The sequence below is a fragment of the Citrobacter sp. R56 genome, from assembly GCF_016811995.1.
GTDB classification, from domain to species: domain Bacteria; phylum Pseudomonadota; class Gammaproteobacteria; order Enterobacterales; family Enterobacteriaceae; genus Citrobacter_D; species Citrobacter_D enshiensis.
Window position 1 is genome coordinate 354,447 of record NZ_CP069159.1, and the last position, 16,773, is coordinate 371,219.

22 protein-coding genes are annotated in these 16,773 nt (G+C 51.7%); 19 read left to right on the forward strand and 3 right to left on the reverse strand.

All coding sequences use genetic code 11. The features are described 5' to 3' along the window. Positions 1 to 26 precede the first annotated feature (26 nt). Positions 27 to 1,928 (reverse strand): ABC transporter ATP-binding protein, encoded by a 1,902-nt coding sequence (locus tag JM656_RS01600; protein ID WP_203359763.1) that lies wholly within the window; start codon positions 1,926 to 1,928, stop codon positions 27 to 29. Positions 1,929 to 2,056: 128 nt separating this feature from the next. Between JM656_RS01600 and kefG the strand changes: the two genes are divergently transcribed. The 4 genes from kefG (at position 2,057) to slyD (ending at position 5,305) form a co-directional block, all read left to right on the forward strand. Further along, positions 2,057 to 2,608: a glutathione-regulated potassium-efflux system ancillary protein KefG gene (gene kefG / locus JM656_RS01605; protein ID WP_162383517.1), complete on the forward strand. Its 552-nt coding sequence runs from the start codon at positions 2,057 to 2,059 to the stop codon at positions 2,606 to 2,608. After that, positions 2,608 to 4,413 (forward strand): glutathione-regulated potassium-efflux system protein KefB, encoded by a 1,806-nt coding sequence (gene kefB, locus JM656_RS01610; protein WP_203359764.1) that lies wholly within the window; start codon positions 2,608 to 2,610, stop codon positions 4,411 to 4,413. The genes kefG and kefB overlap by 1 nt, the downstream gene beginning before the upstream one ends. Before the next feature lie 9 nt (positions 4,414 to 4,422). Next, positions 4,423 to 4,623 (forward strand): YheV family putative zinc ribbon protein, encoded by a 201-nt coding sequence (locus JM656_RS01615; protein ID WP_192610765.1) that lies wholly within the window; start codon positions 4,423 to 4,425, stop codon positions 4,621 to 4,623. Positions 4,624 to 4,717: 94 nt separating this feature from the next. Further along, entirely contained in the window at positions 4,718 to 5,305 is a 588-nt protein-coding gene (gene slyD / locus JM656_RS01620; RefSeq protein ID WP_203359765.1) for a peptidylprolyl isomerase, read from the forward strand. A 72-nt stretch (positions 5,306 to 5,377) separates the two neighbouring features. Here slyD and JM656_RS01625 read toward each other — a convergent pair whose 3' ends face one another. Next, complete coding sequence (locus tag JM656_RS01625; RefSeq protein ID WP_162383486.1) at positions 5,378 to 5,596, reverse strand: protein SlyX; 219 nt, start codon at positions 5,594 to 5,596, stop codon at positions 5,378 to 5,380. Positions 5,597 to 5,814: 218 nt separating this feature from the next. On the opposite strand from JM656_RS01625, the gene fkpA reads away from it, so the two are divergent. The 11 genes from fkpA (at position 5,815) to bfr (ending at position 14,028) form a co-directional block, all read left to right on the forward strand. Beyond that, entirely contained in the window at positions 5,815 to 6,633 is an 819-nt protein-coding gene (gene fkpA / locus JM656_RS01630; protein WP_203359766.1) for an FKBP-type peptidyl-prolyl cis-trans isomerase, read from the forward strand. Positions 6,634 to 6,798: 165 nt separating this feature from the next. Beyond that, positions 6,799 to 7,524, forward strand: coding sequence for a transcriptional regulator (locus tag JM656_RS01635; protein ID WP_192610769.1), 726 nt, complete (start codon positions 6,799 to 6,801; stop codon positions 7,522 to 7,524). After that, a complete protein-coding gene (gene tusD / locus JM656_RS01640) occupies positions 7,524 to 7,910 on the forward strand; it encodes a sulfurtransferase complex subunit TusD (protein WP_203359767.1) in 387 nt (128 codons plus the stop codon). The genes JM656_RS01635 and tusD overlap by 1 nt, the downstream gene beginning before the upstream one ends. Further along, positions 7,910 to 8,269, forward strand: a complete 360-nt coding sequence (tusC, locus tag JM656_RS01645) for a sulfurtransferase complex subunit TusC (RefSeq protein ID WP_203359768.1) — start codon at positions 7,910 to 7,912, stop codon at positions 8,267 to 8,269. The genes tusD and tusC overlap by 1 nt, the downstream gene beginning before the upstream one ends. Positions 8,270 to 8,282: 13 nt before the next feature. After that, entirely contained in the window at positions 8,283 to 8,570 is a 288-nt protein-coding gene (tusB, locus tag JM656_RS01650) for a sulfurtransferase complex subunit TusB (RefSeq protein WP_192614278.1), read from the forward strand. 125 nt (positions 8,571 to 8,695) lie between these two features. Next, positions 8,696 to 9,070, forward strand: a complete 375-nt coding sequence (rpsL, locus tag JM656_RS01655; RefSeq protein ID WP_003023654.1) for a 30S ribosomal protein S12 — start codon at positions 8,696 to 8,698, stop codon at positions 9,068 to 9,070. Between the two features lie 95 nt (positions 9,071 to 9,165). Continuing rightward, positions 9,166 to 9,636, forward strand: a complete 471-nt coding sequence (gene rpsG / locus JM656_RS01660) for a 30S ribosomal protein S7 (protein WP_003023657.1) — start codon at positions 9,166 to 9,168, stop codon at positions 9,634 to 9,636. Positions 9,637 to 9,732: 96 nt separating this feature from the next. Then, positions 9,733 to 11,847: an elongation factor G gene (gene fusA / locus JM656_RS01665; protein WP_203359769.1), complete on the forward strand. Its 2,115-nt coding sequence runs from the start codon at positions 9,733 to 9,735 to the stop codon at positions 11,845 to 11,847. 70 nt (positions 11,848 to 11,917) lie between these two features. Beyond that, positions 11,918 to 13,102 (forward strand): elongation factor Tu, encoded by a 1,185-nt coding sequence (gene tuf / locus JM656_RS01670; protein ID WP_192610773.1) that lies wholly within the window; start codon positions 11,918 to 11,920, stop codon positions 13,100 to 13,102. A 182-nt stretch (positions 13,103 to 13,284) separates the two neighbouring features. Further along, the gene (gene bfd / locus JM656_RS01675; RefSeq protein WP_203359770.1) at positions 13,285 to 13,479 is read left to right on the forward strand and encodes a bacterioferritin-associated ferredoxin; all 195 of its coding nucleotides are present in this window, start codon (positions 13,285 to 13,287) and stop codon (positions 13,477 to 13,479) included. 72 nt (positions 13,480 to 13,551) lie between these two features. Next, positions 13,552 to 14,028, forward strand: coding sequence for a bacterioferritin (gene bfr / locus JM656_RS01680; protein WP_203359771.1), 477 nt, complete (start codon positions 13,552 to 13,554; stop codon positions 14,026 to 14,028). Here bfr and JM656_RS01685 read toward each other — a convergent pair. Further along, a complete protein-coding gene (locus tag JM656_RS01685; RefSeq protein ID WP_203359772.1) occupies positions 14,025 to 14,492 on the reverse strand; it encodes an A24 family peptidase in 468 nt (155 codons plus the stop codon). The two genes, bfr and JM656_RS01685, sit on opposite strands and share 4 nt — an antisense overlap. A gap of 378 nt (positions 14,493 to 14,870) precedes the next feature. Here JM656_RS01685 and rpsJ point away from each other — a divergent pair, with 378 nt between their 5' ends. The 4 genes from rpsJ to rplW are packed head-to-tail and all read left to right on the forward strand — an operon-like array spanning position 14,871 to position 16,759. After that, positions 14,871 to 15,182, forward strand: coding sequence for a 30S ribosomal protein S10 (rpsJ, locus tag JM656_RS01690; protein ID WP_001181005.1), 312 nt, complete (start codon positions 14,871 to 14,873; stop codon positions 15,180 to 15,182). A 32-nt stretch (positions 15,183 to 15,214) separates the two neighbouring features. Further along, positions 15,215 to 15,844, forward strand: coding sequence for a 50S ribosomal protein L3 (rplC, locus tag JM656_RS01695; protein ID WP_162383477.1), 630 nt, complete (start codon positions 15,215 to 15,217; stop codon positions 15,842 to 15,844). Between the two features lie 10 nt (positions 15,845 to 15,854). Further along, a complete protein-coding gene (gene rplD / locus JM656_RS01700) occupies positions 15,855 to 16,460 on the forward strand; it encodes a 50S ribosomal protein L4 (RefSeq protein WP_003031119.1) in 606 nt (201 codons plus the stop codon). Then, the gene (gene rplW, locus JM656_RS01705; protein ID WP_004868363.1) at positions 16,457 to 16,759 is read left to right on the forward strand and encodes a 50S ribosomal protein L23; all 303 of its coding nucleotides are present in this window, start codon (positions 16,457 to 16,459) and stop codon (positions 16,757 to 16,759) included. The genes rplD and rplW overlap by 4 nt, the downstream gene beginning before the upstream one ends. Positions 16,760 to 16,773: the final 14 nt, after the last annotated feature.

Sequence of the window (16,773 nt, forward strand, 5' to 3'; positions counted from 1 at the left end):
AAAGCGCCGCCATCCGGCAATCACGGCTACTCGGCCAGCATCTGTTCGAGCTGTTCCTGTATTTCAAGCCAGGCCATTTCACACTCTTCCAGCCCTGATTTGGCGCTGGCTTGCTGTTGCAGACAGGCGGTGAGCTCGGCTTTTCTGCTCTGATCGTACAATTCGCTGTCGCCCAGTTTTTCTTCCGCCTGCGCCAGTTGCGCGTTCAGTTTCTCCATCTCTTTTTCCAGTCGCGCAATTTCTTTACGCAGTGGCTGAGTTTGCGTGCGTAGCTCCGCTTCACGGCGTTTCTGATCTTTACGCGCTTGCGCGCTATTGGCGTTGTCTTTCGGCGCGTCATCAGGCTGACTTTCCTGCTTCTGCACGTCGCTCAGCCATTGTTGATAATCTTCCAGATCGCCATCGAACGGCTCGACTTTACGGTCATGAACCAGATAGAGATCGTCAGTGGTTGAGCGCAGCAGGTGACGGTCGTGCGAAACGACAACCAGGGCCCCTTCAAAGTCGATCAAGGCTTCGGTCAATGCCTGACGCATATCCAGATCCAGGTGGTTGGTCGGTTCATCGAGCAGCAGCAGGTTCGGACGCTGCCAGACGATCAGCGCCAGCACCAGACGGGCCTTTTCACCGCCGGAGAAACGTTGAGTTTCTTCAGTGACTTTATCGCCCTGGAAACCAAAGCCGCCGAGATAATCCCGCAGCTTCTGTTCCAGTTCCTGAGGCGCCAGTCGCGTCAGATGCTGCAACGGTGATTCGTCTGCGCGGAGGAACTCCAGTTGATGCTGGGCGAAATACCCCAGTTTGATGCCTTTTGCCAGACCGATCTCCCCGCTGACAGGATCGAGCTCGCCCGCCAGCAGTTTGATCAGCGTCGATTTCCCTGCGCCGTTGCGTCCTAACAGTCCGATACGTGAGCCGGGAACCAGATTGAGTTTGATGGAGTCGAGGATAACGCGATCGCCATATCCGGCGCTCACTTTCTCCATTTTCAGCAGCGGGTTAGGCAGGCTTTCTGGCGCCCGGAAGCTGAAGTGGAACGGGTTGTCGACGTGTGCCGGAGCGATAAGCTCCATGCGTTCCAGCATCTTGATGCGGCTCTGTGCTTGTTTCGCTTTGGTTGCTTTGGCGCGGAAACGGTCGATATAGCTTTGCAAGTGCGCGACACGCTCCTGCTGGCTTTCGTACATCGATTGTTGCTGCGCCAGGCGCGTGGCTCGCTGAATTTCAAACGCGCTGTAGTTGCCGGTGTACTCGAACATCGTTTGTTGTTCGATATGAATAATTTTATCGACCACCGGATCGAGGAAGTCGCGGTCGTGGGAGATAAGGATCAGTGTCCCCTGATAGCTCTTCAGCCATTTCTCCAGCCAGATGACGGCGTCCAGATCAAGGTGGTTGGTGGGTTCATCGAGCAGCAGCAAATCTGAGCGGCAGATCAGCGCCTGGGCCAGGTTAAGACGCATGCGCCAGCCGCCGGAGAAGTCGCTGACCGGGCGCTCAAGTTGCTCATTGGAGAAACCGAGACCGTGGAGCAGACTGGCGGCGCGGGACCGCACGGTCCAGGCGTCGATGGCGTCCAGTTTGCCATGTACGGTGGCAATCGCGTGTCCGTCGTTACGTTCGTTAGCGTCGTTCAGTTGCGCTTCCAACTGGCGATACTCACGGTCACCGTCAATAACGTATTCCAGCGCAGGCTGCGGAAGCGCAGGCGTTTCCTGATTCACCCACGCCAGTTGCCAGTTGCCGGGGAAGGAATAATTGCCGCCATCGGCGCTGATTTCATTTTTTAGCAATGCCAGCAGGGTAGATTTTCCGCAGCCATTTTTACCCACCAGACCGACTTTCTGACCAGGATTGATGGTCGCTGTAGCATTGTCCAGCAAGACGCGTACGCCGCGGCGAATTTGTAACGAGGAGAAAACAATCATAAGGCGCCGTATGTTCTGACTATGTTAATTTATCATTATGATAATGTAGTGTGTGTGGGCGTACTGCCGCACTGGAGCGCAATGGTAGCCCAAAACAACGACTATACACAAAAACCGGGAGGGGGATGATGTCCCAGCCAGCGAAAGTTTTGCTGCTGTATGCCCATCCGGAATCTCAGGACTCGGTCGCCAATCGGGTTCTGCTTAAGCCGGCCATGCAGCTCAGTAATGTGACAGTGCACGATCTTTACGCGCACTACCCTGATTTTTTTATCGATATTCCGCATGAGCAGGCGCTATTGCGTGAACACGACGTGATTGTTTTTCAGCACCCTTTGTATACCTACAGCTGTCCGGCACTGCTCAAAGAGTGGTTTGACCGGGTGTTGAGCCGCGGTTTTGCCAGCGGTCCCGGAGGAAATCAACTGGCGGGAAAGTACTGGCGAAGCGTGATCACTACCGGCGAGCCGGAAAGTGCTTACCGCTATGACGCGCTGAACCGTTATCCGATGAGCGACGTGCTGCGTCCCTTTGAATTGACGGCAGCAATGTGTCGTATGCATTGGATGAGTCCGATCATTATTTACTGGGCCAGGCGACAAAGTGCGCAGGAATTAGCCAGTCATGCCAGGGCGTATGGTGAGTGGCTGGCAAACCCTGTTGTTGCGGGAGGTCGCTGATGGAAGGTTCCGATTTAATGCTGGCAGGCGTGCTGTTTCTCTTCGCGGCAGTGGTTGCGGTGCCGTTGGCTGCGCGGCTGGGTATCGGCGCGGTCCTGGGCTACCTGCTGGCCGGGATCGCTATCGGTCCGTGGGGGCTGGGGTTTATCAGCGACGTTGATGAGATCCTGCATTTCTCTGAGTTGGGCGTTGTCTTCCTGATGTTTATCATTGGCCTGGAGCTGAATCCCGCAAAACTCTGGCAGCTGCGGCGTTCTATTTTTGGCGTCGGGGCGGCGCAGGTGATGTTAAGCGCGGCAGTGCTGGCGGGGCTACTGATGCTGACCCGCTTCTCGTGGCAGGCGGCGGTGGTCGGGGGGATCGGTCTGGCGATGTCGTCGACCGCCATGGCATTGCAGCTGATGCGTGAAAAAGGGATGAATCGCAGTGAATCCGGGCAACTGGGTTTTTCTGTGCTGCTGTTTCAGGATTTGGCGGTGATCCCGGCGCTGGCGCTGGTGCCGCTGCTGGCGGGTTCCGCAGATGAACATTTTGACTGGATCAAAGTGGGCATGAAGGTGCTGGCATTTGCGGGCATGCTGATTGGCGGACGCTATCTGCTGCGCCCCGTATTTCGCTTTATCGCCAGTTCGGGAGTGAGGGAGGTTTTCACTGCCGCCACCCTGCTGCTGGTGCTGGCTTCGGCGCTGTTTATGGATGCGCTGGGGCTGTCGATGGCGCTGGGGACGTTTATTGCGGGTGTGTTACTGGCGGAAAGCGAATATCGCCATGAGCTGGAAACCGCCATTGATCCCTTTAAAGGCTTGCTGCTGGGGCTGTTCTTTATTTCGGTCGGGATGTCGTTGAATCTTGGTGTGCTCTACACCCATCTGTTGTGGGTCGTGATGAGCGTCGTCATTCTGGTGGCCGTCAAGACGCTGGTGCTCTATTTGCTGGCTCGCGTGTATGGCGTGAGGAGTTCGGAGCGAATGCAGTTTGCGGGCGTGTTGAGTCAGGGGGGCGAGTTTGCTTTTGTGCTCTTTTCTACCGCGTCTTCTCAGCGATTGTTTCAGGGCGATCAGATGGCGTTGCTGTTGGTGACCGTCACGCTGTCGATGATGACAACACCCTTGTTAATGAAGCTCATTGATAAATGGCTTTCCAGGCAGATCAATGGCCCGGAAGAGGAAGACGAAGCGCCCTGGGTGGATGATGATAAGCCGCAAGTGATTGTGGTGGGGTTTGGGCGATTCGGTCAGGTGATTGGGCGTTTGTTGATGGCGAACAAGATGCGTATCACGGTACTTGAGCGGGATATCAGTGCCGTCAACCTGATGCGTAAATATGGCTACAAAGTGTATTACGGTGATGCCACCCAGGTGGATCTCCTGCGTTCGGCAGGGGCAGAAGCGGCGGAGTCGATCGTGATCACCTGTAATGAGCCTGAAGACACCATGAAGCTGGTGGAACTGTGCCAGCAGCATTTTCCGCATTTGCATATTCTTGCGCGGGCGCGCGGACGTGTAGAAGCACATGAGTTATTACAGGTGGGGGTGACACAGTTTTCTCGTGAAACCTTTTCCAGTGCGCTGGAGTTGGGGCGCAAAACGCTGGTGTCATTAGGGATGCATCCGCATCAGGCGCAGCGGGCGCAACTGCACTTTCGTCGCCTAGACATGCGTATGTTACGGGAGTTGATCCCAATGCATACCGATACGGTTCAAATCTCACGCGCCACGGAAGCCCGACGCGAGCTGGAGGAGATCTTCCAGCGAGAGATGCAGAAAGAACGGCGCCAGCTGGATGGCTGGGATGAATTTGAGTAGGGGAGCAGTATGGCAATTCGTAAACGTTTTATTGCAGGTGCAAAATGCCCATCTTGCCAGGCGCAAGATTCTCTGGCGATGTGGCGCGAAAATAATGTTGATATTGTTGAATGCGTTAAGTGTGGTCATCAGATGCGTGAAGCCGATAAAGCGGCGCGCGAGCATGTTCGCAAAGAAGAGCAAGTGATCGGGATTTTTCATCCGGACTAGCGATATGTCGCAGGTTTTTTTAAGCTAGTGGGTACACGAGTGCAGAATTCCGCTACAATCTGCGCCACTATTCTTCCCATGCTCAGGAGATATCATGAAAGTAGCAAAAGACCTGGTGGTCAGCCTGGCCTATCAGGTACGTACAGAAGACGGTGTGTTGGTTGATGAGTCTCCGGTGAGTGCGCCGCTGGACTACCTGCATGGTCACGGTTCCCTGATCTCTGGCCTGGAAACAGCGCTGGAAGGTCACGATGTTGGCGACAAATTTGACGTTGCTGTAGGCGCTAACGACGCTTACGGTCAGTATGACGAAAACCTGGTGCAGCGCGTTCCTAAAGACGTGTTCATGGGCGTTGACGAACTGCAGGTTGGCATGCGCTTCCTGGCGGAAACCGACCAGGGCCCGGTACCGGTAGAAATCACCGAAGTGGAAGACGACCACGTTGTGGTTGACGGTAACCACATGCTGGCTGGCCAGAACCTGAAATTCAACGTGGAAGTTGTCGCGATTCGTGAAGCAACCGAAGAAGAGCTGGCTCATGGCCACGTTCACGGTGCTAACGGTCACGACCATGACCACGACCACGAAGGTTGCTGCGGTGGCCACGGCCACGACCATGACCATGGTCATGAGCACGGCAAAGGTGGTTGTGGCGGAAATGGCGGCTGCGGTTGCCATTAATCGTCATGCTGGCCCGGTAAGCGTAGCGATACCGGGCACAAAAAAAGCGGGGAAACCCGCTTTTTTTACGTCTCAATAATGTGGCGGTGGCGTCTCTTCGGACTGAGAGGCAATGTTTGACGGTTGGCTGGCTTTGAGTTTATCCGTCAGCAAACGCAGATGATCGCGTAGTTTAGCCATTTCCATCTCATGAGCGGTCACTGTCACATTGAGTTCTTCAATGGTGATCTCCTGAAAAGCCAGGCGACTCTCCAGTTCAGCCAGGCGAGCTTCCATCGTTATATCCTGCATGATTCACCTCTTTTGTTGTTCCCGGCCGCGGATTCTACTTAACTTTACGGGATTGCACAGTACTCATTAACCTTTCAGGAAACTAAATTAAACAAAAAGAGTCTGAAAAGGGGTGATAATAGGGCGTGTTCGTATGTTGATTTGTTCTACAACGCTTTATAGTACGTTTCTTGTGTAAGTTAACCCTGGGGTGAGATGCCCCGGCCCTGGAGATATGGATGAAATCACTGTTTAAAGTAACGCTGCTGGCGACCACAATGGCCGTTGCTCTGCACGCTCCGATCACTTTCGCTGCTGATGCTGCAAAACCTGCGGCAACTGCCGACAGCAAAGCGGCGTTCAAAAATGACGATCAGAAATCAGCGTATGCGCTGGGTGCTTCTCTGGGTCGTTACATGGAAAACTCCCTGAAGGAACAGGAAAAATTAGGCATTAAACTGGACAAAGATCAGCTGATCGCGGGTGTTCAGGATGCGTTTGCAGACAAGAGCAAATTGTCTGACCAGGAAATCGAACAAACGCTGCAGGCGTTTGAAACTCGCGTGAAGAGCTCCGCTCAGGCGAAGATGGAAAAAGACGCGACTGAAAACGAAACCAAAGGCAAAGCATTCCGCGAGAAATTCGCTAAAGAGAAAGGGGCTAAAACCTCTTCTACTGGCCTCGTCTATAAAGTAGAAAAAGCCGGTACTGGCGATGCGCCGAAAGACAGCGATACTGTGGTGGTGAATTACAAAGGTACGCTGATTGACGGTAAAGAGTTCGATAACTCTTACACCCGTGGTGAGCCACTCTCTTTCCGTCTGGATGGTGTGATCCCTGGCTGGACTGAAGGTCTGAAGAACATCAAGAAAGGCGGTAAGATCCAACTGGTTATCCCACCGGATCTGGCTTACGGCAAAACTGGCGTTCCGGGCATCCCGGCTAACTCTACGCTGGTATTCGACGTAGAGCTGCTGGACATCAAACCGGCACCGAAAGCGGATGCCGCAGCGCCAGCAGAAGCTGATGCCAAAGCAGCAGATGCTGCTAAAAAATAAAAACTGAGAACCGCCGCCAGTATGGCGGCGGGTTTTTAATTGCAGGCCGGATATAATTAGTACTGGAAAGCGGAACGTCCGCTGTATTAATTTAGTTGTCCGCGTAAATAATGAGCCTGCCCTGAAAACATACCGACAGGCTCCTGAAAAGGAGTGTTTTTTTTCATGTCCAGGTCGCTTTTAACCAACGAAACCAGTGAGCTTGATTTACTGGATCAACGTCCTTTCGATCAAACCGACTTCGATATTCTGAAATCCTACGAAGCGGTGGTGGACGGGTTAGCGATGCTCATTGGTTCCCATTGTGAAATCGTATTGCACTCTTTGCAGGATTTGAAATGCTCGGCAATTCGCATTGCTAACGGTGAACACACGGGCCGCAAAATTGGCTCGCCGATTACTGACCTTGCGTTGCGCATGCTGCATGATATGACGGGTGCGGACAGCAGCGTGTCGAAGTGCTACTTTACACGCGCGAAAAGCGGTGTCTTGATGAAGTCGGTGACGATTGCTATTCGCAACCGCGAGCATCGTGTGATTGGTCTACTGTGCATCAACATGAACCTTGATGTACCGTTCTCACAGATTATGAATACCTTCATTCCGCCGGAAACGCCGGAAGTGGGTTCCTCCGTTAACTTTGCCTCCTCGGTAGAAGATTTGGTCACGCAAACGCTGGAGTTCACGATTGAAGAAGTGAACGCTGACCGAAACGTGTCTAACAATACGAAGAACCGCCAGATTGTGCTCAACCTCTACGAGAAAGGCATCTTCGATATCAAAGATGCGATTAACCAGGTGGCTGACCGCCTGAACATCTCCAAGCACACGGTGTACCTCTACATACGTCAGTTCAAAAGCGGCGATTTTCAGGGACAGGATACTAAGTAATGCGTTTCGCCATTGTGGTCACTGGGCCTGCTTACGGCACACAGCAGGCGAGCAGCGCCTTGCAGTTTGCCCTGGCGGTGCTCAATGAGGGGCACGAACTGAGCAGTGTCTTTTTCTACCAGGACGGTGTCTATAACGCCAACATGCTGACGTCGCCTGCCAGTGACGAATTTGACGTGGTACGTGCCTGGCAACAGCTGAACCAAACGCAGGGTGTGACATTAAACATCTGTGTTGCGGCGGCGTTGCGCCGGGGGATTGTGGATGAAACGGAGTCTGCCAGACTAGGCCTGGCTGCGGCTAACTTACAGCCAGGTTTCATTCTCAGTGGGCTTGGAGCTCTGGCGGAAGCATCGCTGACCTGCGATCGCGTGGTGCAATTTTAATGAAACGCATTGCTTTTGTATTTTCTACTGCGCCGCACGGTAGCGCATCGGGCCGTGAAGGGCTGGATGCGTTGCTGGCAACATCTGCATTAACAGAAGCGCTTGGCGTCTTTTTTATTGGCGATGGCGTTTTTCAGATACTTCTGGGGCAAAAACCTGATGTGGTGTTGGCACGCGACTACATTGCCACCTTTAAACTGCTGGAACTCTACGACATTGAACAGTGTTGGCTCTGCGCCGCCTCTATGCGTGAACGGGGTCTGTCGGAAGACACACGCTTTGTCATTGATACGACACTGCTTGAGCCTGAAGCGCTGCGCAATGAGCTTGACGGCTATGACGTTATCCTGAGGTTCTGAGTCCCTTATGTCTATATTGCACACTTTACATCGCTCTGCGTGGCATTCGGATCTCTCCTCTCTTCTTCGTCTGCTCAAAGAAGGGGATGAGCTTTTGTTGCTACAGGATGGCGTGATGACCGCTATCGAAGGCAGCCGTTTCCTTGAAAGTTTGCTGAATGCCCCCATTAAGATATACGTGCTGGAAGAAGACATTAAAGCTCGCGGTTTGGGTGGTCAAATTTCAGACAGCGTCGTCAGGGTTGACTATACTGACTTCGTCAGACTTGTGGCGAAACATCCCCGCCAGATGACCTGGTAATTGCGGGATTGTTGTATATTTCTTGACACCTTTTCGACGTCGCCCTAAAATTCTGCGTCCTCATATTGTATGAGGGCGTTTTATTACGTGTTTACGAAGCAAAAGCTAAAACCAGGAGCTATTTAATGGCAACAGTTAACCAGCTGGTACGCAAACCACGCGCACGCAAAGTTGCAAAGAGCAACGTGCCTGCGCTGGAAGCATGCCCGCAGAAACGTGGCGTATGTACTCGTGTATATACTACCACTCCTAAAAAACCGAACTCCGCACTGCGTAAAGTATGTCGTGTTCGTTTGACTAACGGTTTTGAAGTGACTTCCTACATCGGTGGTGAAGGTCACAACCTGCAGGAGCACTCCGTGATCCTGATCCGCGGCGGTCGTGTAAAAGACCTCCCGGGTGTTCGTTACCACACCGTTCGTGGTGCGCTTGACTGCTCCGGCGTTAAAGACCGTAAGCAATCACGCTCCAAGTATGGCGTGAAACGTCCTAAGGCTTAATGGTTCTCCGTTAAGTAAGGCCAAACGTTTTAAATTAATGTCAAACTAAACTCGTAGAGTTTTGGACAATCCTGAATTAACAACGGAGTATTTCCATGCCACGTCGTCGCGTCATTGGTCAGCGTAAAATTCTGCCGGATCCGAAGTTCGGATCAGAACTGCTGGCTAAATTTGTAAATATCCTGATGGTAGATGGTAAAAAATCTACTGCCGAAACTATCGTATACAGCGCGCTTGAGACCCTGGCTCAGCGTTCTGGTAAAAACGAACTGGAAGCTTTCGAAGTAGCTCTCGAAAACGTGCGCCCGACTGTCGAAGTTAAGTCTCGCCGCGTTGGTGGTTCTACTTATCAGGTACCAGTTGAAGTCCGTCCGGTTCGTCGTAATGCTCTGGCAATGCGTTGGATCGTTGAAGCTGCTCGTAAACGCGGTGATAAATCCATGGCTCTGCGCCTGGCGAACGAACTTTCTGATGCTGCAGAAAACAAAGGTACTGCAGTTAAGAAACGTGAAGACGTTCACCGTATGGCAGAAGCCAACAAGGCGTTCGCACACTACCGTTGGTAATCCCTTCGGAGTAATAGTTACCAGGCGGGCGCTTCTTGCAAGCAGCCCGCTTTGGGCTACTTAAATTGAACGCCTAAAAGATAAACGAGGAATCAAATGGCTCGTACAACACCCATCGCACGCTACCGTAACATCGGTATCAGTGCGCACATCGACGCCGGTAAAACCACCACTACCGAACGTATTCTGTTCTACACCGGTGTAAACCATAAAATCGGTGAAGTTCATGACGGCGCAGCTACCATGGACTGGATGGAGCAGGAGCAGGAACGTGGTATTACTATCACTTCCGCAGCGACTACTGCATTCTGGTCAGGTATGGCTAAGCAGTATGAGCCGCATCGCGTAAACATCATCGACACCCCGGGGCACGTTGACTTCACTATCGAAGTAGAACGTTCCATGCGTGTTCTTGATGGTGCGGTAATGGTTTACTGCGCAGTTGGTGGTGTTCAGCCGCAGTCTGAAACCGTATGGCGTCAGGCAAACAAATATAAAGTTCCACGCATTGCGTTCGTTAACAAAATGGACCGCATGGGTGCGAACTTCCTGAAAGTTGTTGGTCAGATCAAAACCCGTCTGGGCGCGAACCCGGTTCCGCTGCAGCTGGCAATTGGTGCTGAAGAAGGTTTCACCGGTGTTGTTGACCTGGTGAAAATGAAAGCCATCAACTGGAACGAAGCAGACGCAGGTGTAACCTTCGAATACGAAGATATCCCGGCTGACATGCAGGAACTGGCTGAAGAATGGCACCAGAACCTGATTGAGTCCGCTGCGGAAGCGTCTGAAGAGCTGATGGAAAAATACCTGGGCGGCGAAGAGCTGACCGAGGAAGAAATCAAGAAAGCTCTGCGTCAGCGCGTTCTGAACAACGAAATCATCCTGGTAACCTGCGGTTCTGCGTTTAAGAACAAAGGTGTTCAGGCGATGCTGGATGCGGTAATCGATTACCTGCCGGCTCCGACTGATGTTCCTGCGATCAACGGTATCCTGGACGACGGTAAAGATACTCCGGCTGAGCGTCACGCAAGTGATGACGAGCCGTTCTCTGCGCTGGCGTTCAAAATCGCTACCGACCCGTTCGTAGGTAACCTGACCTTCTTCCGTGTGTACTCCGGTGTGGTTAACTCTGGTGATACCGTACTGAACTCCGTGAAATCTGCACGTGAGCGTTTCGGTCGTATCGTTCAGATGCACGCTAACAAACGTGAAGAGATCAAAGAAGTTCGCGCAGGCGACATCGCTGCTGCGATCGGTCTGAAAGACGTGACTACTGGTGATACTCTGTGTGATCCGGACAAACCGATCATTCTGGAGCGTATGGAATTCCCTGAGCCGGTAATCTCCATCGCAGTAGAACCGAAAACCAAAGCTGACCAGGAAAAAATGGGTCTGGCTCTGGGTCGTCTGGCTAAAGAAGACCCGTCATTCCGCGTATGGACTGACGAAGAATCTAACCAGACCATCATCGCCGGTATGGGTGAACTGCACCTCGACATCATCGTTGACCGTATGAAGCGTGAATTCAACGTTGAAGCGAACGTCGGTAAACCTCAGGTCGCTTACCGCGAAGCGATTCGTGCGAAAGTTACCGATATCGAAGGTAAGCACGCGAAACAGTCTGGTGGTCGTGGTCAGTATGGTCACGTCGTTATCGACATGTACCCGCTGGAGCCGGGCTCTAACCCGAAAGGTTACGAGTTCGTCAACGACATTAAAGGTGGTGTAATTCCTGGCGAATACATCCCTGCCGTTGATAAAGGCATCCAGGAGCAGCTGAAGTCTGGTCCGCTGGCTGGTTACCCGGTAGTAGACATGGGTGTTCGTCTGCACTTCGGTTCTTACCATGACGTTGACTCCTCTGAACTGGCGTTTAAACTGGCTGCTTCTATCGCCTTTAAAGAAGGCTTTAAGAGAGCAAAACCTGTTCTGCTTGAGCCGATCATGAAGGTTGAAGTAGAGACTCCGGAAGAGAACACTGGTGATGTTATCGGTGACTTGAGCCGTCGTCGCGGTATGCTGCGCGGTCAGGAATCTGAAGTAACTGGCGTTAAGATCCACGCTGAAGTTCCGCTGTCTGAAATGTTCGGATATGCAACTCAGCTGCGTTCTCTGACCAAAGGTCGTGCATCATACACGATGGAATTCCTGAAGTATGATGATGCGCCGAACAACGTTGCTCAGGCCGTAATCGAAGCCCGTGGTAAATAAGCCCCGGGGTTAAAACCTAAGTCCCGTGCTCTCTCCTGAAGGGGAGAGCACTATAGTAAGGAATATAGCCGTGTCTAAAGAAAAATTTGAACGTACAAAACCGCACGTCAACGTTGGTACTATCGGCCACGTCGACCACGGTAAAACTACTCTGACCGCTGCAATCACCACCGTACTGGCTAAAACCTACGGCGGTGCTGCTCGTGCTTTCGACCAGATCGATAACGCACCGGAAGAAAAAGCTCGTGGTATCACCATCAACACTTCTCACGTTGAATATGACACCCCGACTCGCCACTACGCACACGTAGACTGCCCGGGCCACGCCGACTATGTTAAAAACATGATCACCGGTGCTGCGCAGATGGACGGCGCGATCCTGGTTGTTGCTGCGACTGACGGCCCGATGCCGCAGACTCGTGAGCACATCCTGCTGGGTCGTCAGGTAGGCGTTCCGTACATCATCGTGTTCCTGAACAAATGCGACATGGTTGATGACGAAGAGCTGCTGGAACTGGTAGAAATGGAAGTTCGTGAACTTCTGTCTCAGTACGATTTCCCGGGCGACGACACTCCGATCGTTCGTGGTTCTGCTCTGAAAGCGCTGGAAGGCGAAGCAGAGTGGGAAGCGAAAATCATCGAACTGGCTGGCTTCCTGGATTCTTACATCCCGGAACCAGAGCGTGCGATTGACAAGCCGTTCCTGCTGCCTATCGAAGACGTATTCTCCATCTCCGGTCGTGGTACCGTTGTTACCGGTCGTGTAGAGCGCGGTATCGTTAAAGTTGGCGAAGAAGTTGAAATCGTTGGTATCAAAGAGACTGCCAAGTCTACCTGTACTGGCGTTGAAATGTTCCGCAAACTGCTGGACGAAGGCCGTGCTGGTGAGAACGTTGGTGTTCTGCTGCGTGGTATCAAACGTGAAGAAATCGAACGTGGTCAGGTACTGGCTAAGCCGGGTTCCATCAAGCCGCACACCAAGTTCGAATCTGAAGTTTATATCCTGTCCAAAGACGAAGGCGGCCGTCATACTCCGTTCTTCAAAGGCTACCGTCCGCAGTTCTACTTCCGTACTACTGACGTGACTGGTACCATCGAACTGCCGGAAGGCGTAGAGATGGTAATGCCGGGCGACAACATCAAAATGGTTGTTACCCTGATTCACCCGATCGCGATGGACGACGGTCTGCGTTTCGCAATCCGTGAAGGCGGCCGTACTGTTGGTGCGGGCGTTGTTGCTAAAGTAATGAGCTAATTATTTAATAATTAGTTTTGAGCTTAAAAAGGGCGCTACGGCGCCCTTTTTGCTGCCTGGCATTTAGCCTGTCATATTTATTCGCATTTTTTATTGCTCTCCGGCTGCGTCTATATATTTGTGCTATTGTAATCATAACTATTCTCATTTACACTTTGCGCAGAAATTGAACGGGAGCGATCATGTACGTTTGTTTGTGTAATGGTGTCAGTGATAAAAAAATCCGTCAGGCGGTACGCCAGTTTCATCCACAATCTTTCCAACAATTGCGTAAGTTTATTGCTGTTGGAAATCAATGTGGTAAGTGTGTTCGGGCTGCACGTGAAGTAATGCAGGACGAATTGACACAGATTCCGGAATTTAAAGAGATCGCCTGAGTCACATTCTTTTTTTTGACATCCCTGTAGCCCCATCTACTCTTCAAAGAGTGGAAGCGGAGGGACTATAAAATGAAAGGTGATGTTAAAATCATAAGTTATCTCAATAAACTATTGGGTAATGAGCTTGTCGCGATCAACCAGTATTTTCTCCATGCTCGTATGTTTAAAAATTGGGGTCTGATTCGCCTCAATGATGTCGAATACCATGAGTCCATTGATGAGATGAAGCACGCTGATAAGTACATCGAGCGTATCTTGTTTTTGGAGGGCATTCCAAATTTGCAGGATCTTGGCAAGCTAGGCATTGGTGAAGATGTCGAAGAGATGCTGCAATCCGACCTTCGGCTTGAACTTGAAGGCGCAAAAGATCTACGTGAAGCTATCGCTTACGCAGATACCGTCCATGATTATGTCAGCAGGGATATGATGATTGAAATTCTTGCCGATGAAGAAGGGCACATCGACTGGCTGGAAACCGAGCTGGATTTAATTTCGAAACTTGGCTTGCAAAATTATCTGCAATCACAAATTAAAGTCGTAGACTAACTCTCCGGCATCAGTGTTTTCCATCCTATGATAAAACCCGCAGCCGCCATGTATGGCCCAAAAGGCAGCGGGTTTTTTAATACCGCCCTACCATACCTGAAGTAATCCGTCCCCACCGCGGCGCAGGCCAAAAAAGCGGCAATAAACACCAGCATGGGTAATGACTGCCATTCATGCCATGCGCCCAGGGCGGCAAGAAACTTCACATCACCATAGCCCAACCCTTCTTGTCGGTAAGCCAGACGATAACCCCAGTACAGAAGAGCGAACAGGACATACCCCGCTATGGCTCCCCATAGGGCAGCGGACAAACGTGCGGGCAGCAAAAGCTGATGGTAAATGAGACCGCTCCAAAGAAGAGGGCAGGTTAATCTATCGGGTAAAAAACCCGTTCGTAAATCGGTGACCCACAGACGCCCTGATAAAAAAAGGTATGTGAGCAGAAAAGGGAGCGCAGAGTACATGGATAACTCCTGAGTAGGCAGTGAGACCACATTAGCGGCGACAGCTTTCCACGCAATGTTGTATTTGCTGCTTTGTTTCCTTCGTTCCGCAGAAAAAATGAAATTTTGGACTTTTACAGGCAGGATGGAACGGAGCCCGCATTGTCGAAAAAATGATTAATATCTACACGGCGCTTGCGTAAGACTGAGATTTACGTATAATGCGCGGGCTTGTCTAATATTGACAGCGGTTCGATATGAGCCACAGGTACTGCGAAAGCGATACCAGACAATGTTCCCAATCGGGGAACTCTGTAAGAACGGTTACACTCTCCCATCAATCGTAATGGGTTTGAGGAGTAACTATTTCGTCTATAAAATAATTGGAGCTCTGGTCTCATGCAGAACCAAAGAATCCGTATCCGTTTGAAAGCGTTTGATCATCGTCTGATCGATCAATCAACCGCGGAAATCGTCGAGACTGCTAAGCGCACTGGTGCGCAAGTTCGTGGTCCGATCCCGCTGCCGACCCGCAAAGAGCGCTTTACCGTTCTGATCTCCCCGCACGTTAACAAAGACGCGCGTGATCAGTACGAAATTCGCACTCACAAGCGTCTGGTTGACATCGTTGAGCCAACTGAAAAAACCGTTGATGCTCTGATGCGTCTGGACCTGGCTGCCGGTGTAGACGTGCAGATCAGCCTGGGTTAATCAGGTCATCGAGCGATTGAGAGGTTGATACAATGATTGGTTTAGTCGGTAAAAAAGTGGGTATGACCCGCATCTTCACTGAAGATGGCGTATCTATCCCAGTAACCGTAATCGAAGTTGAAGCAAACCGCGTTACTCAGGTTAAAGACCTGGCTAACGATGGCTACCGCGCTGTTCAGGTTACCACCGGTGCTAAAAAAGCTAACCGTGTAACTAAGCCGGAAGCTGGCCACTTTGCTAAAGCTGGCGTAGAAGCTGGCCGCGGCCTGTGGGAGTTCCGTCTGGCAGATGGTGAAGAATTCACCGTAGGTCAGAGCATTAGCGTTGAACTGTTTGCTGACGTTAAAAAAGTTGACGTAACCGGTACCTCTAAAGGTAAAGGTTTCGCTGGTACCGTTAAGCGCTGGAACTTCCGTACCCAGGACGCTACTCACGGTAACTCCTTGTCTCACCGCGTTCCGGGTTCTATCGGTCAGAACCAGACTCCGGGCAAAGTGTTCAAAGGCAAGAAAATGGCAGGTCAGATGGGTAACGAGCGTGTCACCGTTCAGAGCCTTGACGTAGTACGCGTTGACGCTGAGCGCAACCTGCTGCTGGTTAAAGGTGGTGTTCCGGGTGCGACCGGTTGCGACCTGATCGTTAAACCAGCTGTGAAGGCGTAAGGGGATAGCAATGGAATTAGTATTGAAAGACGCGCAGAGCGCGCTGACTGTTTCCGAAACTACCTTCGGTCGTGATTTCAACGAAGCGCTGGTTCACCAGGTTGTTGTTGCTTATGCAGCTGGTGCTCGTCAGGGTACTCGTGCTCAGAAGACTCGTGCTGAAGTAACTGGTTCAGGCAAAAAGCCGTGGCGCCAGAAAGGTACCGGCCGTGCGCGTTCAGGTTCTATCAAGAGCCCGATCTGGCGTTCCGGTGGCGTGACCTTCGCTGCTCGCCCGCAGGACCACAGTCAAAAAGTTAACAAAAAGATGTACCGCGGCGCGCTGAAAAGCATTCTGTCCGAACTGGTACGTCAGGATCGTCTGATCGTTGTCGAATCATTCTCTGTAGAAGCGCCTAAAACTAAGCTGCTGGCACAGAAACTGAAAGACATGGCTCTGGAAGATGTGCTGATCATCACCGGTGAGCTGGACGAGAACCTGTTCCTGGCTGCGCGCAACCTGCACAAGGTTGACGTACGCGATGCAACTGGTATCGACCCGGTTAGCCTGATCGCCTTCGACAAAGTCGTAATGACTGCTGATGCTGTTAAGCAAGTTGAGGAGATGCTGGCATGATTCGTGAAGAACGTTTGCTGAAGGTGCTGCGTGCACCGCACGTTTCTGAAAAAGCGTCTGCTGCGATGGAAAAAACCAATACCATCGTTCTCAAAGTTGCTAAAGACGCGACCAAAGCAGAAATCAAAGCTGCTGTGCAGAAACTGTTTGAAGTCGAAGTCGAAGTCGTTAACACCCTGGTAGTTAAAGGGAAAGTTAAACGTCACGGACAGCGTATCGGTCGTCGTAGCGACTGGAAAAAAGCTTACGTCACCCTGAAGGAAGGCCAGAATCTGGACTTCGTTGGCGGCGCTGAGTAAGTCGGAGGAGTAAT

Excerpts from the sequence above, each read along its gene's own strand:
- JM656_RS01600 (WP_203359763.1), bottom strand. The coding sequence starts at position 1,928 with ATGATTGTTTTCTCCTCGTTACAAATTCGCCGCGGCGTACGCGTCTTG.
- kefG (WP_162383517.1), top strand. The coding sequence starts at position 2,057 with ATGTCCCAGCCAGCGAAAGTTTTGCTGCTGTATGCCCATCCGGAATCT.
- kefB (WP_203359764.1), top strand. The coding sequence starts at position 2,608 with ATGGAAGGTTCCGATTTAATGCTGGCAGGCGTGCTGTTTCTCTTCGCG.
- JM656_RS01615 (WP_192610765.1), top strand. The coding sequence starts at position 4,423 with ATGGCAATTCGTAAACGTTTTATTGCAGGTGCAAAATGCCCATCTTGC.
- slyD (WP_203359765.1), top strand. The coding sequence starts at position 4,718 with ATGAAAGTAGCAAAAGACCTGGTGGTCAGCCTGGCCTATCAGGTACGT.
- JM656_RS01625 (WP_162383486.1), bottom strand. The coding sequence starts at position 5,596 with ATGCAGGATATAACGATGGAAGCTCGCCTGGCTGAACTGGAGAGTCGC.
- fkpA (WP_203359766.1), top strand. The coding sequence starts at position 5,815 with ATGAAATCACTGTTTAAAGTAACGCTGCTGGCGACCACAATGGCCGTT.
- JM656_RS01635 (WP_192610769.1), top strand. The coding sequence starts at position 6,799 with ATGTCCAGGTCGCTTTTAACCAACGAAACCAGTGAGCTTGATTTACTG.
- tusD (WP_203359767.1), top strand. The coding sequence starts at position 7,524 with ATGCGTTTCGCCATTGTGGTCACTGGGCCTGCTTACGGCACACAGCAG.
- tusC (WP_203359768.1), top strand. The coding sequence starts at position 7,910 with ATGAAACGCATTGCTTTTGTATTTTCTACTGCGCCGCACGGTAGCGCA.
- rpsL (WP_003023654.1), top strand. The coding sequence starts at position 8,696 with ATGGCAACAGTTAACCAGCTGGTACGCAAACCACGCGCACGCAAAGTT.
- rpsG (WP_003023657.1), top strand. The coding sequence starts at position 9,166 with ATGCCACGTCGTCGCGTCATTGGTCAGCGTAAAATTCTGCCGGATCCG.
- fusA (WP_203359769.1), top strand. The coding sequence starts at position 9,733 with ATGGCTCGTACAACACCCATCGCACGCTACCGTAACATCGGTATCAGT.
- bfd (WP_203359770.1), top strand. The coding sequence starts at position 13,285 with ATGTACGTTTGTTTGTGTAATGGTGTCAGTGATAAAAAAATCCGTCAG.
- bfr (WP_203359771.1), top strand. The coding sequence starts at position 13,552 with ATGAAAGGTGATGTTAAAATCATAAGTTATCTCAATAAACTATTGGGT.
- JM656_RS01685 (WP_203359772.1), bottom strand. The coding sequence starts at position 14,492 with ATGTACTCTGCGCTCCCTTTTCTGCTCACATACCTTTTTTTATCAGGG.
- rpsJ (WP_001181005.1), top strand. The coding sequence starts at position 14,871 with ATGCAGAACCAAAGAATCCGTATCCGTTTGAAAGCGTTTGATCATCGT.
- rplC (WP_162383477.1), top strand. The coding sequence starts at position 15,215 with ATGATTGGTTTAGTCGGTAAAAAAGTGGGTATGACCCGCATCTTCACT.
- rplD (WP_003031119.1), top strand. The coding sequence starts at position 15,855 with ATGGAATTAGTATTGAAAGACGCGCAGAGCGCGCTGACTGTTTCCGAA.
- rplW (WP_004868363.1), top strand. The coding sequence starts at position 16,457 with ATGATTCGTGAAGAACGTTTGCTGAAGGTGCTGCGTGCACCGCACGTT.